Genomic DNA, 16588 nt, shown 5'->3' with positions numbered 1-16588 from the left:
CGAGCGAGCGGATGCCGCGGCCGGAGACCCGGCGGGAACGCAGCCCCGCACGCCTACGCTGGACCTGACATGACCGATCGAGTCGCGACACCGAGCCCCCGCCGCCCGTGGGGGCTCATCGCGGCATCCCTCGTCGCGGTCGCCCTCGCCGCGATCCCGGTCATCCACCTCGTGGTGCGGGTGGCCTCGGCCGACCCGGCCGAACTCGCCGCGGTCTTCGACCGGCCGCGCATCCCCCTGCTCGTGGGCAACTCGGTGCTGCTCGCAGCATCCGTCACCCTGACCGCGGTCGCGCTCGGCGTACCGAGCGCGTTCCTGCTCGCGCGCGCCCGGGTGCGCTGGCGTGGCGCGTGGGCCGTGCTGGCGGCGCTCCCGCTCGCGATGCCGTCGTACCTCGCGGCCTACGGATGGCTCGCGTGGCAGCCGTCGATGAAGGGCTTCTGGGCCGCGTGGCTCGTGCTGAGCTTCGTCTCGGTGCCCTACGTCACGCTGCCGGTCGCCGCGGCCATGCGGATCGGCAGCACCGGACTCGACGACGTCGCCCGCACCCTCGGCCGCGGGCCGTTCGGCTCGTTCATGCTCGGAACGTGGCCGCAGATCCGTCCGGCCGTGCTGGCCGGCGCGCTGCTCGTCTGCCTGTACACGCTGAGCGACTTCGGCGGCGTCGCCCTGTTCCGCTTCCCCGTGCTCACGACCGCGATCCAGCAGGCCTACTCGGCGAGCTTCAGCCGTGACGAGGCCGCGGTCCTGGCGGTGCTGCTCGTCGGGCTCGCACTGCTCGTCGTGATCGGGGAGCAGGTCGCCCGCGGGCGCGCCGCACGTCGCATCCAGGCCGCGCCCGCGGCAGGTCGGCGACGGATGACGCGACTCGGGCCGTGGACCGCCCCTGGCATCCTCCTGCTGGCCCTCGTTCCCGTCGTGGCGGTCGTCGTGCCGGTGTCGGTGCTCCTCGGCCGCGTGCTCACGGCCGAGACGCTGCAGGCGTTCGACGGGGCGAACCTCGCGCGCGCGATCGGGAACACCGTGCTGCTCTCCGCGGGCGGCGCGATCGTGGCCGTCGCGCTCGCCCTGCCGATCGGCGTGCTCGCCGCCCGCCACCGCGGTCGGCTCGTACGGGGCATCGAGTCGGCGGGCTACCTCGCGCTCGGACTGCCCGGGATCGTCGTGGGGCTCTCCCTCGTCTTCTTCTCGCTGAGCGTCGTCCCGGCCCTGTACCAGACGGCGCTCGTGCTCGCGTTCGGCTACGGCATCCTGTTCATGCCGAAGGCCATCGGGTCGATCCGTGCGGCGACCGGCCAGGTGCCGACCTCCCTCGAGGACGTCTCGCGCACGCTCGGCGCCTCGCGCGCCCGCACGTGGTGGTCGGTCACCGCGCGCCTCGCGCGCCCCGGCATCTTCGCGGCCGCGCTCCTCGCCGCGGTCTCGGCGATGAAGGAGCTGCCCGCGACGCTCATGCTGCGGCCGACGGGCACCGACACGCTCGCCGTCGAGCTCTGGCAGCGCACCGACATCTCCGCCTACGGCGCCGCCGCGCCCTACGCGGTCGCACTGCTGCTGGTCGCCGCGGTGCCCGCGTTCCTGCTCTCCGACGCGCGCGCCGGACGTGAGGCGACCCGGGAGGCGATCGCGTGAGCCGGTTGGAGGTGCGCGACCTGACGGTCGGCTACGAGGGCGGGCCGGTGCTGCACGCCGTCGACGTCGAGGTCCCGCACGGCGAGCTGCTCGCGATCGTGGGGCCGAGCGGGTGCGGCAAGACGACGCTGCTGCGCACCATCGCGGGCCTGCTCCGCGCGCAGTCCGGCGAGATCCGGATCGGGCATCGCATGGTGACGACGCACGGCATCCACCTCGCGCCCGAGAAGCGCCGCATCGGCTGGGTGCCGCAGGACGCGGCCCTCTTCCCGCACCTCACGGTCGCCGAGAACGTCGCGTTCGGCATGCTCGCGGGCCGCGGATCGTCGCGCGCCGCTCGTCGGGCGGCGAAGTCCGACGAGGTCCGGCGCCTCCTCGACCTCGTCGACCTCGCCCCGCTCGCGGCACGCGCGCCGGGCCAGCTCTCCGGCGGGCAGGCTCAGCGCGTCGCGCTCGCCCGCGCGCTCGCCGCGGGACCCGAGCTCGTGCTCCTCGACGAGCCGTTCGGCGCGCTCGACCCGATGCTGCGCGCCGACCTCCGCACGGCGGTGCGCGAGCTGCTGCGCGCCGAGGGCGTCACGGGCATCCTCGTCACGCACGACCAGGCGGAGGCGCTCTCGGTCGCCGACCGCGTGGCCGTCATGCGCCGCGGCGAGGTGCTGCAGCTCGGCACGCCAGAGGAGGTCTACCGCACGCCCGCGACGCCGTGGGTCGCCGGCTTCGTCGGCGACGCCGTCTTCCTGCCCGGCGTGCTCCACGGCGACGAGGTCGCGACGTCGATCGGCCGGCTGCGGGCGGTGCCGGTGGCGGATGCCGCTGGCCTCGTGCCCGAGGACGGCGCCGACGCGACCGTGCTGGTGCGCCCTGAGGAACTGCGCGTGGTGCGCGCGGACGCGGCATCCGCCGCCGACCCGGCCCGCGCCCGCGCCGCCGACGCGTTGGACGGCGACGCCGAGGGCCTCGACGGGGTCGTGACCGACGTCGAGTACACCGGGCACGATGCGATGCTGGCCCTCGCGCTCGCCGACGGCGTGCGGCTGCGCGCCCGGGTCACCGCCTCCGAGTTCGTGCCGCGCGGCACCGAGGTCCGGGTCTCCGTCGTCGGTCCGGTGCTCGCGTACCGCCCGGAGCGCTGAGCTCAGGGGTTCAGCGGCTCAGGAGCTCGCGCGGCGCTCCTCGACGCGGCCCTTCAGCCACCAGAGGCCGAGCAGCCAGGTCCCGAGCGCCGTGATGATCCACATGATGAGGGTCGCGAGGATCCAGGTCACGATGCCGTCGACGCGGATGCCGTCGGGGAACAGCGACGCGATGAGGAGCGCCACGAAGGTCGAGACGAGCCCGATGCCGCCGAGGATCGCCGACGCGTACTGGCGCGCCATGTTGAAGATGAACGGCGCGAGGATCGCCTGCGCGATCGTGAACACGAGCACCGCCACGATGAAGCCGGCCGCGTCGAGGTGGAAGTCCGGGAGGATCCAGGACGTGACCAGCAGGCCGATGGCCGCCGTGACGAGCGAGATCGCGATGTTGATCAGGAAGCGGATCATGAGCGAAGGCTAGCGCCGCGCGCGGGTCCCGGGACAGAGCCGATCGGCCTGCCGCGCGCATGGGAACGGGCCGTGCCCCCTGAGGACACGGCCCGATCCGTTCTTGGTGCGGCCGGCGGATCCCGCCAAGGTCGTGTTCCCGACCGCACCGGCCTGGTGCGCGGCGGCGGGGACGAGCCCCGCCGCCGCGAGCGTGCTACCCGAGTTCGGCGATCACCGCCTCGACCGCGCGGATCACGAGCGCGGCCGCGTCGGCGTCCGTGCGGATCCGGTTCGGGACCTGCGTCGCGATGAACTCGAGGCGGGAGATCGCGGTCGCCGTGTCGTCCGCCGCGAGGGCCGCGTCGACCTCGGCGAGGACATCGCCGAACGAGGCCTCGACGCCTCGCGTGATGCTCCCGTCGGCCTTCAGCGCCGCGAGGAGCGCCCGGATGTCGTCGACCGACGTCGTGAACACGAACTGGTCGAGCACCACCCCGCCCGTCGACGTCACGACCACGCGGCCGGTGCCCTCCGGCACGGTCACGAGCGGCACCGAGACATCCGCCCAGCCCTCGGAGTCGACCGCGAAGGTCGCGAAGGCGTCGGCGTCCGCGTCACCCCAGTGCAGCGACACCTCGCCCTCACCCGAGGCGCGGACGGTGGCACCCGTGATGCCGCCGAACTCGACCGGCGTGTAGGCGATCCACTCGTCGGCGTCCAGGCCCGCCAGGTGGCGGAGGCCCTCGGCCGACTCGTCGTCGACGACCGTCAGGTCGCCGCTGCGGGCGTCGTTGTGCTCGGCCTGCAGTGCGCGCGGGTTGAGCAGCGTGACGTCGTCACCGGTCAGCGCGGGCGCCGTGTCGGTGCCGAGGTCGGTGTACGAGGCGCCGATCTGCGCGTAGATGTTCTCGGTCTCGCCGTGCCCGGCCTCGAGCGCCATCTCGACGGTCGCCGTGCAGCCGTTGCCCGTGAACAGCGGGTGCGTGTGCGTGTTGTCGTGGCCGAGGCCGTAGCTCCACAGCACGCGCTCGCAGTCGATCTCCTCGTCGGGGTCGGTCACGCGGACCTCGAACTCGATCTCGTCGCCCCAGTCGGCGAACGAGCCGTTCGCCGGCGTGACGATCTCGACGACGGGCGCCGTGTTGCCGACCGTGATCGCGACCGAGGCGAGGCTCACGCGCCCGCCCTCGTCAGTGACCCGCACCCGGGCCTGGTACTGGCCGTCCTCGGTGAAGGTGTGCGACGCGGTCGCGTCACCCTCCTCGAAGGTGCCGGTGCCCTCGAAGTCCCACGCGTAGCTCAGTGCGAGCCCGTCGGGGTGGGTCGACTCGGATGCGTCGAAGTCGACCTCGAGCGGTCCCTCACCCGACGTGGGCGAGGCGTCGAGGATGACGCGCGGGCCCTTCGTGCCCTCGACGTAGTCGACCCGGTAGAGGCCGGCGTCGGGGTTCGGGCGGAAGAAGCCGTCGCCGTAGTCCAGCACGTAGAGCGAGCCGTCGGGACCGAACTCGAAGTCGATCACGTTGTCCCACGGCGGCATCCCGGCCGCGTTCAGCGACGCGTTGGGCAGGAAGTCCTCGATCTTCGTGACGGGCCCGTCCGGGTCGTCCTGTGAGAAGACGAAGACGCGGTCGCGTGAGAACTCGGCCATGAACGCCTTGCCGTCCCAGTACGCCGGGAACTTCGTCTCCGACGGGTTCTCCGCGTCGTAGCGGTAGGTCGGGCCGCCCATCGGCGCCTGGCCGCCCGAGCCGAACTCCGGCCACGGCTGGTGCTCGGGGCGGTCGCCGTACCAGATCTGCGGTGCGGTCGCCGTCGGGAGCTGGTCGAGCCCGGTGTTGTACGTGCTCGTGTTGAGAAGCGTGCCCTCGCAGTCGAACCACTCGCCCTGGGTCGCCGTCTCGAAGTCCCAGTCGTTGTAGTTCGCGTTCGGGCCGTGGCAGTACGGCCATCCGCCGTTGATCGGCCCGGTGGTCGACTGCCACTCGACGTAGCCCATCGGCCCGCGGAGCTCGTTCGCCGTTCCGGCGTCGGGACCGTAGTCGCCCCACGTGACGGCGCCGGTCTCGGTGTCGTAGTCCATGCGGAACGGGTTGCGGAGGCCCATCACGAAGATCTCGGGACGCGTGTCGGCCGTGCCCGGCGCGAACAGGTTGCCCTCGGGGATCGTGTAGCTGCCGTCCTCCTGGACCGAGATCCTGAGGATCGCACCGCGGAGGTCGTTGGTGTTGCCGGCGCCGCGACGCGCGTCGAACCCGGGGTTCCATCCCGAACGGTCGTTGTTCGGGGCGTAGCCGCTGGCGCCGGGCGTGCTCGCCGGCGTGTTGTCACCCGTCGAGAGCAGCACGTTGCCGTCGTTGTCGAAGGCGACGTCGCCGGCGACGTGGCAGCACTGCCCGCGCTGGACCTCGACCTTGATGATGACCTGCTCCGACGCGACGTCGAGCGAGTTGGACTCGGCATCCCACTGGAACCGGCTGAGCTGGTTGTAGCCCTTCCAGATGTCCCAGTACGAGGCGTCTTCGCCTGCCGGGAGCTCGCGCGGCGCCGAGCCGACCGGGGTCGTCTCGGGGTAGGGCGCCTCCATGACACGGGGTGCGTAGTAGAGGTAGACCCAGCCGTTCTCCTCGAAGTCCGGGTCGAGCGTGATCGTCTGCAGCCCGTCCTCGGAGTTCGAGTAGACGTCGAGCTGGTTGACGACCGTCGTCGTGCCCTGGGCCGGGTCCGTGAGGCGGACCTGCCCGTTGCGGGTCGTGTGCAGGACCCGCAGGTCCGGGAGGACGGCGAGGTCGATCGGCTCGCCGACGCCCTGGGTTCCCGCGAGCCGGACGCGCTCGTAGTTGGCCCAGGTCGTGGCCGAGACCTCGTCGCCGTGGTCTTCGCCGTCATGGGCGACAGCGGGCCCCGCGACGAGGACGGATGCCGCGACGGCGGCTCCGACCACGAGCGCCGTGAGGCGTGAACGTGTGAGATGCATGGATGTGCTCCAGTCAACGAATGGAAGGAGGTTCGGCGGGATCCATGTGGTTTCCGGGCCGCGCGGGGGGTTCTGGTCACCCACGCGGCCCGGGGTCGTGCGCCGGCCGGGAGCGGCCGGGTGGTGCGGTCAGCCGCGGAGCGCGGCCAGGTTGGTGTAGGAGGATGCGGCGTTCTCGAGCGACATGGTCGGCGAGGACATGGGCACGCTCGAGGCGTTGTCCTGCTCGTACATCGCGTTGTGGTAGCCCTTCGCCCCGATCCGCTGGAAGAACGTGGTGAAGTCGATGTCGCCGGCGCCGAACGGCACGATCGAGTAGCCCGCGGCGCTGTCGTTCTTCGCGCCGTCCTTCGCGTGGAAGAGCGGGAACCGGGTGGTCTGCTCGGAGACGAGCCCGGCGGGGTCGAACCAGTCCTCCACGACGCTGCCGTCCGGAGCCGTGTAGCTCTGGTAGCGGTGCTGGGCGACGTGCGCCCAGTAGATGTCCATCTCCAGGTAGACGTAGTTCGGGTCGGTGTTCTGCAGGAACCACTCGAGGCGACGCAGGCCGCTCGAGCGGGTGGGGTTGCCGGCCGCGTCGAGCGGGCCGCTGTCGAGCAGGAAGCTGTACGCCTGGTCGTGGTTGTGCGTGTACAGCTTCAGCCCGTGCGAGGCGGCGCGCTCTCCGAAGGTGTTCCAGACCTCTGCGGCCGTCTCCCAGTCGGCGAGGTACGAGCTCCGGGTCGGGTCGTTGCCCGTGCCGATGTGGCCGAAGCCCAGGATGTTCGCGATCTCGCACTGCTGGTCGAACTGCGCCAGCGTGGCGTCGGTGACGGCGCTCGGGATCGAGCCGTGGTTGCCCTCGGCCTCGAGCCCGTTGTCGTCCAGCCACGTCCGCAGCAGCTGCGCACCGGCGACGTTGTTGACGTTGCCGCCCTCGGAGTTCGAGTTCTGGTTGTACCCGGCGAACTCGATCTGCTTGTAGCCCTGTCGCGCGAGCTCCTCGAACACCTGCTTGAAGCCCGAGGGGAGCCCCGGGTTCGTCAGCGGGTTGCGGCCGATCGCGTCGCGGACCGTGTAGAGGATGATGCCCCGCTTGCCGGGCGGGACGAGCACCCCGTTGCCGCCCGTCGCCGCCTGGGCGGCGTGGGCGTGCGTGTGGCCGCCGGCCAGGCCGACCGCAGCAGCGGCGGCCATGCCCGTCGTGGCGGCGAGCAGCTGTCGGCGCGTGAGACCGAGCCTGGTCCCGAGGAGCCGCGCGTCGTGCTCGGCCTGTTCCGTCAGTTCATCCATGATGCTCCCTTGCACTGAACCGTTTTCCTGAGATCGGGCTGGAACGCCCGTGACGCGGCGGGACCGCGCCGAATGCGGAGGTCGACCGTAGCCACTCTTCGCACCGTTGCTCGTGAGTTGGCGTCCACGAACTTTTTCGGACACTACGGCATTTGTCTCTCTGCGGTCAAGCAAAAGAATTCGCGTGACGCGCGGCTTTTCACGTTCTACGGCAAAAGAACCGCGAACGGGGGGTGCCCGGTGGGTGAACGCCGAATGCTGGCGGGCCGGGTTCCCTGCGGGCATGATGGAGCGCGTGTGGAGTCCGAGGCGTTCGGCCGGGGCCGCCGCCGGTTCGGGCGATGACGGCGACCGCGCGGCGCGCCGGGTGCAGGGCACGTACTACACGCTGACGCTCGGGAACACCCTCGCCGCCTCGTTCATCTGGGGCATCAACACCCTGTTCCTGCTGGACGCGGGACTGACGAACCTCGAGGCGTTCGCAGCGAACGCGTTCTTCAGCGTCGGCATGTTCGTCTTCGAGATCCCGACCGGCGTCGTCGCCGACACGGTCGGCCGCCGGGCGTCGTACCTGCTCGGCACCCTGACCCTCGCGGCCACGACCGCGATGTACTGGATGCTCTGGGTGTGGCAGTCCCCGTTCTGGGCCTGGGCGATCGTCTCGGTGCTGCTCGGGCTCGGCTTCACGTTCTTCTCCGGCGCCATCGATGCATGGCTCGTCGACGCGCTGCAGGCGACCGGCTACCGCGGCAGCCTCGAGGCGGTGTTCGGCCGTGCGTTGGTCGTCGGCAACGTCGCGATGCTCGGCGGCTCGGTCCTCGGCGGAGTGATCGCCCAGTTGACGAACCTCGGGGTGCCCTTCCTCATCCGCGCCGGCATCCTCATCGTGATGTTCGCGGTCGCCGCGATGCTCATGCACGACCTCGGCTTCACGCCGGAGCGCGGAGCTGGTCCGGTCAAGGCGACCGGCGACGTCTTCCGCGCCTCGGTGAAGTACGGATTGGGCCGCAGGCCGGTGCGGTGGCTCATGTTCACGACGCCCTTCACGACGGGCGTCGGCTTCTACGCGTTCTACGCGCTCCAGCCGTACCTGCTCGAGCTGTGGGGCGACGAGGGCGCCTACTCGATCGCGGGCCTGGCCGCGGCCCTGCTCTCGGGGGCCGGAATCGTGGGCGGCCTGCTCGCACCGATCGTCCGCCGCCGCTTCCGCAAGCGGACCTCGGTGATCCTCCTCGCCACCGTCCTCAGCACGCTCGTGCTGCTCGCGCTCGGGCTCGTCGCGGACTTCTGGCTCGCGGTCGTGCTCATCGCACTCTGGGGCATCGCGTCGTCGATCGACGACCCGGTGCACCGCGCCTACCTCAACGACATGATCCCGTCGAAGCAGCGCGCCACCGTGCTCTCGTTCGACTCGCTCCTCGGCAGTGCCGGCGGCGCGGTGATCCAGCCCGCGATGGGTCGCGCGGCCGACCTCGGCGGGTACGGCTTCTCGCTGCTCTGCAGCGGTGCGGTGCAGCTGCTCGCCGCCCCGTTCGTGCTGCTCAGCCGCGCCGAGCACGATCCGGCCGACACCGCGCGACAGGTCGCCGCAGGCGAGGGCGATGCCGCCGAGCCGGCGGCCGGCGATGGCGACGCCGGCGACGGTCCGGCGGCGGATGCCACGCTGCCGCCCACGACCTGACCCGACCCGCCGCCGCCCGAGGAGCCCCGCTCGATGCCCCACCCGAACTCGTCGCCCACCGACGCCGTCGCCCGCCTCCGACGGGACCTCGCGCCCGACCGCGTGCTCACCGAGCCGGCCGATCTCGCGCGCTATGCGCACGACGACGCCGAGTGGGCCGACTTCACCGACCCGCTCGCCGTGGTCCTCGCGGAGACCGTCGACGACGTCGCCGTCGCGGTGCGCGCGGCCGCGGCATCCGGCCTGCACGTCGTGGCCAGGGGTGCGGGAACGGGGCTCTCGGGTGGGGCCAACGCGATGGCGGACTCGATCGTCGTCTCCCTCGAGCGCATGACCCGCATCCTCGAGGTCGACGCGGACGAGCGACTCGTGGTCGCCGAGGCCGGGGTCCTCAACGACGACCTGCGGCAGGCGGTCGCCGCGCACGGGCTCTGGTATCCGCCCGACCCGGCGAGCCACCGGATCTCGACGATCGGCGGCAACGCGACCACGAACGCGGGCGGCATCTGCTGCGTGAAGTACGGCGTGACGCGCGACTACGTGCTCGGCATGACGGTCGTCCTCGCCGACGGCGACGTCGTGCGACTCGGTCGCAGGACGGCGAAGGGGGTCACCGGCTACGACCTCACGGCGCTCATGGTCGGATCGGAGGGCACGCTCGGCATCATCGTGGAGCTCACGCTGAAGCTGCTGCCGCTCGGCGGCCGCGAGGACCGTGCGATCGTCGGCTCGTTCGACTCGCTCGAGGCGGCGGGCAAGGCGGTCGCCGCCATCTCCTCGGCGGGCATCGTGCCGTCGGCGCTCGAGCTCATCGATCGGAACTGCATCGAGGCGGTCGACGCCTGGCAGTCCCTCGGACTGCCGCACGGCGTCGAGGCCATGCTGCTCGCCCGGGTCGACGAGGTCGGAGCGGCGGGGGAGGCGCTCGCCGGTGCGATGGCAGAGCGGATGGCACGGGCCGACGCCCTGACGGTCGAGCGGGGCGCATCGACCGAGGAGGCGGACCGGCTCTTCCTGGCGCGGAGGCTCGCGTACCCCTCGCTCGAGCGCCTCGGCCCGGTGCTCACCGAGGACATCTGCGTGCCGCGCGGACGCGTGCCCGAGATGCTGGCTCGGATCCAGGCGAGCGCACGCGACCACGACGTCGTCATCGCGAACATCGCCCACGCGGGTGACGGGAACCTGCACCCGCTGATCATCGCGCCCGAGGGCGACGGCGCCGCGAAGGCGCGGGCGAAGCTCGCGTTCGATCGCATCGTCGACGACTGCCGGGCCCTCGGCGGCACCGTGACGGGCGAGCACGGCGTGGGGCTGCTGAAGCTGCCGGGCGCGGTCCACGAACTCAGCCCGCGCGTGGTGGAGCTCCACCGGGCGATCAAGCTCGCCCTCGACCCGGAGGGAGTGCTGAACCCGGGCAAGGCGTTCCCGGCGTGAGACCGCGCCCTAGCCCCCAGCCCGGCCCGCGTCGACCCCCTGCAGCCGGTCGAGCAGGATCCGGTTGAACATGAGCGGCTGCTCGATGTTGGCCGCGTGCCCGTCGCGCGCGATCACGACCGAGTCCGCGAGCGGGTTGAGCGCGGCCGCGGCCGCGGCGTGCTCGGCCGGCCAGAACTCGCTCTCGGCACCGGCGACGAAGAGGATCGGGACGTCGCACCCGGCCACGACCGGCCGCCAGTCGCGCTTCGCGTGGTCGTCCAGGAGCGCGAGCTGGGCCTCGGAGAACGCGGGTGCCCCGCCACGCGGCACCTCGAGGGACGTGAGCAGCCGCGCGATGCGCACGAGCCCCTTCGACTTCGCCGGGAAGCGCCCGGGGTCTGGGATGCCGGTCGCGAAGAACGTGTCGCGGTTGGCGTCGTCGTAGTCGTAGAACCCGTGGGGCCAGTCGTCGGAGTTGAGCATGCACGGCGTCTGGTCGACGATCACGATGTCGCGGATGCGTCCGGTGCCGTGCCCTGCGACGAGCGCCCAGATCGCGTCTCCGCCCATCGACTGGCCGACCAGGGTGGCGTCGGTGAGGTCGAGCGCCTCGAGCAGGTCGCCGATGTCGCCTCCGTGCCGCTCCATCGTCGGTTCGCCGTCGCCGGGCTCCGACGTCCCGTGCCCGCGTCGGTCGAGCGCGAGGACGCGATACCCGGCTCGGGCCAGCGGCTTCACCTGGTACCGCCAGCTCGTCGCCGGCGCCGCGAAGCCGGCGATCAGCACCACCGGCCGACCGGCCGGATCGCCGTACTCGAGGTAGTTCAGCCGGGTGCCGTCGGATGCGATGAGGTCCACCACGCTCCGCCCCCTTCCGGGTCGTGTGGATGCACCCTACCGGGGCGCATCCGGCCAGGCGAGCGGGTGGTCCTCGAGGTCGCGCACGGCGAGCGCCGTCGAGCGCTCATCGGCGATGCACAGCCTGCGCATAAGCGGCGGCCGTATGGTCGGACGGGTCCGAACCGACGCGTCGCGTCGCCCGAAGAAACCGAGGTCTCCATGCCCGCATCCCGCCGTTCCATCTCCCTCGCCGCACTCGTCATCCCACCGGTCGCGCTCGTCGCGTCGGTCGTCGTGCTCGTGATCGGCATCGCGATGACGATCGCGGAGAACGACGCGCTCGTCTCCGCGCTGAACAGCCCGGAGGGCACTGCCGCGGACGTGTACGGCGGGCAGTCGCGCGTGGTGGTCGCCGCCGCGGTCCTCACGGCCGGCATCCTCGCCGTCATCGTCTCGCTCGCGACGATCGCGATCACGGGCAGCATCCGTGCGTTCGCGCCGCGGTTCGAGACGGCCGCGTCGGTCACGACCGAAGCGGACCACGCCGACGACTTCGGCGACCTGGACGACCTGGACGAGATGCGGGACGTCGACGACGTCGCGGATGCCGCGCGCGACGATTCGGCCGCCGAGTCCGTCGACGACGGCCGGGACGTCACGCCTGGAGCGTCGTCACCCGCCCGTTGAGGTCGGAGGCGGGGGCATCCGTCGACCACAGCGCGACGACCTCGTCGGCGAGCCGCTGCTCGAGCCCGGCCAGCGCCTTCACCCGGAAGGTGACGGCCGCGCCGGGCGAGTCGGCCTTCGCGAAGCCGTCGGCGAGCGAGCGCATCCACGACTCGCTCGCGGCCTTGATCGCCGTGTAGTTCGCGCCGCCCGCGGTCGGCTTCTCGACCGTCGTCGACGAGACGATCGCGACACGTCCGGCGTCCGAGGCCACGAGATCCTCCCAGAAGACCCGGCTGGCGTACCGCAGTGCGGTGAGGGAGCGCTCGAGCAGGCGGTAGTCCTCCTCGGTCTGGCCGGGGATGCCGCCTCCGCCGCGCCAACCGCCGACGAGGTGGACGACGCCGTCGACGTCGCCGAGCTTCGCGTGGACGCGCATCGCGAGCTCGAGCACGTCGTCGCCGTCGGTGAGGTCGGCGCGCTCGCCGACGACGCCGGGGATCTCGACCTCGAGCTCGTCGAGGCGGCCCTGGTGCGTGCCGACGACGACGACCTTCGCGCCGTTCTCGACGAGGGTGCGCGCCACGGCACGACCGGAGGCGCTCGTTGCGCCGGCGATGACGACGACCTTGTCCTGCAGGGTGTTCACGGTAGGGCATCCTCTCATGCCGCGAGCCACCCCGGACAACGTGCTGACATGTCAGGTCGGTCGTCCGGGGTGACTCGGGTGCCTCCGGGGGCGAGGCGGCAGGGTGTCAGGCGTCGGCGGCGGTGATGCCCACCGTCGACTCGATGACGGGCTTCATCTTCTTGTCGAGCGCCTCGTAGAACATCGACAGCGGGAACTCGTCGTCCATCACGAGGTCGGTGTAGCCCTTGGGTGGGCCGGCGAGCACCTCGCGCGGCAGGCCCTCGGCCCAGACGGACGCCGGGTTCGGGGTGAGCACGCCGCGGACCAGCTCGTAGGCGGCGAGCCAGTGCGACGTCTTCGGCCGGTCGATCGACTTCCAGTACAGCTCGTCGATCGCGTCGCCGAGCTCCACGACCGCGTCGGGCACCGCGTCCCAGTCGAACGTGAGCTTCACGTCGGTCCAGTCGAGCACGTGCTTCTGGTGCAGCCACGCGAAGAGCAGCTGCCCGCCGAGCCCGTCGTAGTTGCGCACGCGCGAGCCGGTGATCGCGAACCGGAAGATCCGGTCGAAGATCACGGCGTACTGGACGAGCTTCGCGTGCTCGAGCAGCTGCGCGTCGACGGCGTCGAGCTCATCGCCCTCCGCCACGCGCGCACGCAGCCCGCGCTCGATCCTCACCGACTCGCGGAAGGCGGTCAGGTCGCAGCGGAGCTCCTCCAGCGAGTAGAGGAAGAACGGCATGCGCTGCTTGATCATGAACGGGTCGAACGGCAGGTCGCCCCGCATGTGCGTGCGGTCGTGGATGATGTCCCACATCACGAACGTGCGCTCGGCGAGGTCCTGGTCCTCCAGCAGGCTCGCCGCGTCGTCCGGCAGTTCGAGCTTGGTGATCTCGGATGCCGCGCGGACGACCCGGCGGTACCGGGCGGCCTCGCGGTCCTGGAAGATCGCCCCCCACGTGAACGGCGGGATCTCGCGCATCGCGACGGTCTCGGGGAACAGCACGGCCGAGTTGGTGTCGTAGCCCGGCGTGAAGTCGACCAGGCGCAGGCTCACGAAGAGCTTGTTGCCGTAGTCGCCCGCCTCGAGGTGCGCGATGAACTCCGGCCAGATCGTCTCGACGACGAGCGCCTCGACGTGCCGGTCGGTCGAGCCGTTCTGGGTGTACATGGGGAACACGACGAGGTGGCGGATGCCGTCGACGCGGTGCAGCTGCGGCTGGAACTCGACGAGCGAGTCGAGGAAGTCGGGCACGCCGAGCCCGCCGGCCTGCCAGTTGCGGAAGTCGGCCCGGAGGGCCTCGAGGTAGGCCGCCTCGTGCGGGAAGCGGGGCGCGAGGGCGGCGACCGACTCGACGATGGCGTCGACGAGGGCGGATGCCTCCGGCCGGTCGGACTCCTCGGCGATCGAGCCGTCCTTGACCTGGAGCGCCTGCAGCCTCGTGGCCGACTCCTTCAGCCGGACCCAGGCGGGGTCGGACTCGACGCCGTCGGCCAGGGCGATGAGCTCGGGCGTGATGCGGATGCGGGCCCCGTCCTCGAGGACCTCGGGTTCGCCAACGATCGTCTCAATGGTGCTCTGTGACATCGGAAACCTCCGTTCCTCATGGGTCGGGCCGCTCGACGCGGCATCCAGCGGCGCGGCGAATCCGCGCCCAGTCCAAGGCTACGTTCGCGGCCTCCGCGATTGATTGCGGCCCGGCGCGGGAATATTGCGTGGAACCACGGTCCGACGCGCGCTTCCTGCGACGCGGCCCGGTCGCACGAGGTCTCACCTGGAGGGCGGCCGGGCGCGGCGCCGGCGCCGGGGGTCGCGCGTAGCCTGAAGGCATGGGGGCGGCGACGGAGCGACGCCGACGAACGCGGACCGCGGTCGCGGCAGCGATCGCGATCGCCGCGTCGCTGTCCGCCTGCGATTCGGCGCTCGTGCCGCCGTTCTCCGGCGAATCGGCTCCGCCGACCGCTCCGCCGTCCAGCGCGCCGGCAGCCCCCGGGTCGGAAGGAGCCCCGCCGGTCGTCGCGGACCGCGGGCCGCGCGTCGTCCCGGGCCCGGTGGCACTCGGCGGCGACCGCGTCGCGGGACTGGTCCCTCGCCTCGCGGCGATGCGCACGGATGGCTTCGTCGTCTCCGCGCGATGGACCGTGCCGCCCGGCACGACCGCGTTCGGGGAGGCGCTGACCGCCCGGGTCGCCGCGGCGGTGCGCGGGTTCGCCGACGCGAACGGGGCGGGCTGGACGCCGGGGGTCGACCTCGTGGCGGGAGGCGCGAGCACTCCGTGCTCCGGCGGCAGCGCATTCGCGGTGACGCCGACACGACTGTCCATCGACTGCTCGATCGTCGTCGCATCGGGAACCGTGATCGGCGAGCGACTCGTCATCGCCGAGATCGGTCCCGACGGAGCGGCGCAGCCCGCGCGCGAGGTCTGGTACGCGGACGGCGCGGACGGCGGCGTTCACGACGGGGCGGGGCTCTACGCGGCCGGCAGCGAGAAGCGCGTGCTCGCCCTCGTCGCCGAGGCGCTCCGAGCCGCCGGTCGCGTCGACACGGGTGAGGACCCGTTCGCGGGCACGGCGCCCGAGGCCGCACGGGCGCTGCTCGTCGACTCGGCGGCGGGGGGTGCCGGCGTCGTCGTGACCCTCGCCGTGCCGGGCACGGAGCGGTCGCGCCCGACCTCGGTCCACATGCCGTGGCGCCTGCTCGAACCCTTCCTCTCGGAGCCGGGCGCGACCGTGCGGTCCGCCGCGGTCTCCGGCGACCCGTACGAGCCCCCGTCCGCGCCCGGAGGCGACGACCCGGTCGACTGCACGCTCCTGCCGTGCGCCTCCCTGACGTTCGACGACGGACCGACGTCGCTCACCCCGTCGTTGCTCGACGTCCTGGATCGCGAGCGTGCCGCGGCGACGTTCTACGTCCAGGGCTCCTCGGTCGCGCGGAACCCCGGGACGGCGGCCCGCATCGTCGCCGCGGGGCACGAGATCGCGAACCACACGTGGGCCCATCCGAACCTGACCAAGCTGACGGACGAGCAGGTGCGCGACGAGGTGCGCCGCACGCAGGACGCGATCGCGGCCGCCACCGGCGTGAGGGCGACGAGCCTGCGTCCGCCCTACGGCGCGTCGAACGCCAAGGTGCGCGAGCTCGTCGCGCTGCCCTTCGTGGTGTGGGACATCGACACGCGCGACTGGCAGGATCCCGGTGTCGACGTCGTGGTCGATCGGGCGGCCGGCGGCGCGGCGCCCGGCAGTATCGTGCTCCTGCACGACACCCACCAGGACACGATCGACGCGGTCCCGTCGATCATCGACCGACTCCGATCGAGGGGCTTCGCGCTGGTGAGCGTCGCGGACCAGTTCGGCGGCGCACTGCCGGGGCGCGGCGTACTCGTGAGCCACGGGCCGCGCTGACTCCCCCCGGGAACATGAGGAGTGCACGCCCGTGATCTGAGGGTCGGCTCCCGATGCGGCGCGCCCGCACCGGTCCTACCTTCGCCCTGTTCGAGTCCGATGAATGGGGGGCCATCATGGAGATCCGGAAGCACGTCGTCGCCGTCGCGCTCGCAGCGGGCGTGGTCGGCGCACTCGGAGCGTGCGCATCGCAGGCGACGGTCGGGGACGACCGCGCGCGGGCCGATTCGGCGGCGTTGCGCGCCGCGTCGGCCGACTTCGGCGACGCCGCGGCCGCGCAGGGCGATCGCCTCGCCGCGTACGCCGAGGCCGCGTCCTCGGCGAGCGACGGCACCGGCGCGAGCACGGCGCAGGGTGAGCGCCTCACCGCGTACGCGGCAGCGCTCGGCGGAGCATCGGCGTCCGCGCACCTGCAGGGGGAACGGCTCGCGCGTCTCGCCGAGGCGATGGGCGCGACCGACTAGGCGGACGGGCGTCGACCGCTCGAACCACGGCCCACGGCCGCGCCCGCCGACGGCGGGCGGACGCGGGGGAGCCCG

At 72.3% G+C, this 16588-nt stretch carries 13 protein-coding genes; 7 read left to right on the top strand and 6 right to left on the bottom strand.

Annotated features, from left to right (window positions below):
* Positions 1 to 69 precede the first annotated feature (69 nt).
* Both GJR97_RS07640 and GJR97_RS07635 read left to right on the top strand, forming a co-directional pair.
* Positions 70 to 1632, top strand: coding sequence for an ABC transporter permease (locus GJR97_RS07640; protein WP_154345898.1), 1563 nt, complete (start codon positions 70 to 72; stop codon positions 1630 to 1632).
* Positions 1629 to 2768 carry an ABC transporter ATP-binding protein gene (locus tag GJR97_RS07635; protein ID WP_324613276.1) on the top strand — a complete coding sequence of 380 codons (1140 nt, stop codon included), beginning with the start codon at positions 1629 to 1631 and terminating at the stop codon, positions 2766 to 2768. Before GJR97_RS07640 ends, GJR97_RS07635 begins: the two co-directional genes overlap by 4 nt.
* A gap of 18 nt (positions 2769 to 2786) precedes the next feature.
* On the opposite strand, the gene GJR97_RS07630 is transcribed toward GJR97_RS07635, so the two are convergent.
* From GJR97_RS07630 to GJR97_RS07620, 3 genes are all read right to left on the bottom strand, one after another.
* Positions 2787 to 3179 (bottom strand): phage holin family protein, encoded by a 393-nt coding sequence (locus GJR97_RS07630; RefSeq protein ID WP_154345897.1) that lies wholly within the window; start codon positions 3177 to 3179, stop codon positions 2787 to 2789.
* 196 nt (positions 3180 to 3375) lie between these two features.
* The gene (locus GJR97_RS07625; RefSeq protein ID WP_154345896.1) at positions 3376 to 6138 is read right to left on the bottom strand and encodes a PQQ-dependent sugar dehydrogenase; all 2763 of its coding nucleotides are present in this window, start codon (positions 6136 to 6138) and stop codon (positions 3376 to 3378) included.
* Between the two features lie 129 nt (positions 6139 to 6267).
* On the bottom strand, positions 6268 to 7410 hold the full coding sequence (locus GJR97_RS07620; protein ID WP_154345895.1) for a sugar phosphate isomerase/epimerase family protein: 1143 nt from the start codon (positions 7408 to 7410) through the stop codon (positions 6268 to 6270).
* Between the two features lie 283 nt (positions 7411 to 7693).
* Between GJR97_RS07620 and GJR97_RS07615 the strand changes: the two genes are divergently transcribed.
* Together GJR97_RS07615 and GJR97_RS07610 are read left to right on the top strand one after the other, a co-directional pair.
* A complete protein-coding gene (locus GJR97_RS07615) occupies positions 7694 to 9091 on the top strand; it encodes an MFS transporter (RefSeq protein WP_229276100.1) in 1398 nt (465 codons plus the stop codon).
* A gap of 33 nt (positions 9092 to 9124) precedes the next feature.
* The gene (locus GJR97_RS07610) at positions 9125 to 10525 is read left to right on the top strand and encodes an FAD-binding oxidoreductase (RefSeq protein WP_154345894.1); all 1401 of its coding nucleotides are present in this window, start codon (positions 9125 to 9127) and stop codon (positions 10523 to 10525) included.
* Between the two features lie 9 nt (positions 10526 to 10534).
* Here GJR97_RS07610 and GJR97_RS07605 read toward each other — a convergent pair whose 3' ends face one another.
* Complete coding sequence (locus GJR97_RS07605; RefSeq protein ID WP_324613275.1) at positions 10535 to 11368, bottom strand: alpha/beta fold hydrolase; 834 nt, start codon at positions 11366 to 11368, stop codon at positions 10535 to 10537.
* A 198-nt stretch (positions 11369 to 11566) separates the two neighbouring features.
* Here GJR97_RS07605 and GJR97_RS07600 point away from each other — a divergent pair, with 198 nt between their 5' ends.
* The gene (locus GJR97_RS07600) at positions 11567 to 12034 is read left to right on the top strand and encodes a hypothetical protein (protein WP_154345893.1); all 468 of its coding nucleotides are present in this window, start codon (positions 11567 to 11569) and stop codon (positions 12032 to 12034) included.
* On the opposite strand, the gene GJR97_RS07595 is transcribed toward GJR97_RS07600, so the two are convergent.
* The gene (locus GJR97_RS07595) at positions 12003 to 12662 is read right to left on the bottom strand and encodes an SDR family NAD(P)-dependent oxidoreductase (protein WP_324613274.1); all 660 of its coding nucleotides are present in this window, start codon (positions 12660 to 12662) and stop codon (positions 12003 to 12005) included. The genes GJR97_RS07600 and GJR97_RS07595 overlap by 32 nt on opposite strands.
* Before the next feature lie 106 nt (positions 12663 to 12768).
* Positions 12769 to 14232 carry a DUF6421 family protein gene (locus GJR97_RS07590; protein WP_154345891.1) on the bottom strand — a complete coding sequence of 488 codons (1464 nt, stop codon included), beginning with the start codon at positions 14230 to 14232 and terminating at the stop codon, positions 12769 to 12771.
* Positions 14233 to 14474: 242 nt separating this feature from the next.
* Here GJR97_RS07590 and GJR97_RS07585 point away from each other — a divergent pair, with 242 nt between their 5' ends.
* Positions 14475 to 16049, top strand: a complete 1575-nt coding sequence (locus GJR97_RS07585) for a polysaccharide deacetylase family protein (protein WP_154345890.1) — start codon at positions 14475 to 14477, stop codon at positions 16047 to 16049.
* Between the two features lie 116 nt (positions 16050 to 16165).
* Positions 16166 to 16513 carry a hypothetical protein gene (locus GJR97_RS07580; protein WP_154345889.1) on the top strand — a complete coding sequence of 116 codons (348 nt, stop codon included), beginning with the start codon at positions 16166 to 16168 and terminating at the stop codon, positions 16511 to 16513.
* Positions 16514 to 16588 lie beyond the last annotated feature (75 nt).

It is taken from the genome of Agromyces kandeliae, assembly GCF_009674665.1.
GTDB lineage: Bacteria > Actinomycetota > Actinomycetes > Actinomycetales > Microbacteriaceae > Agromyces > Agromyces kandeliae.
Note: the sequence above shows the minus strand (reverse complement) of the source record. Positions and strands in the feature narration are given on the sequence as shown.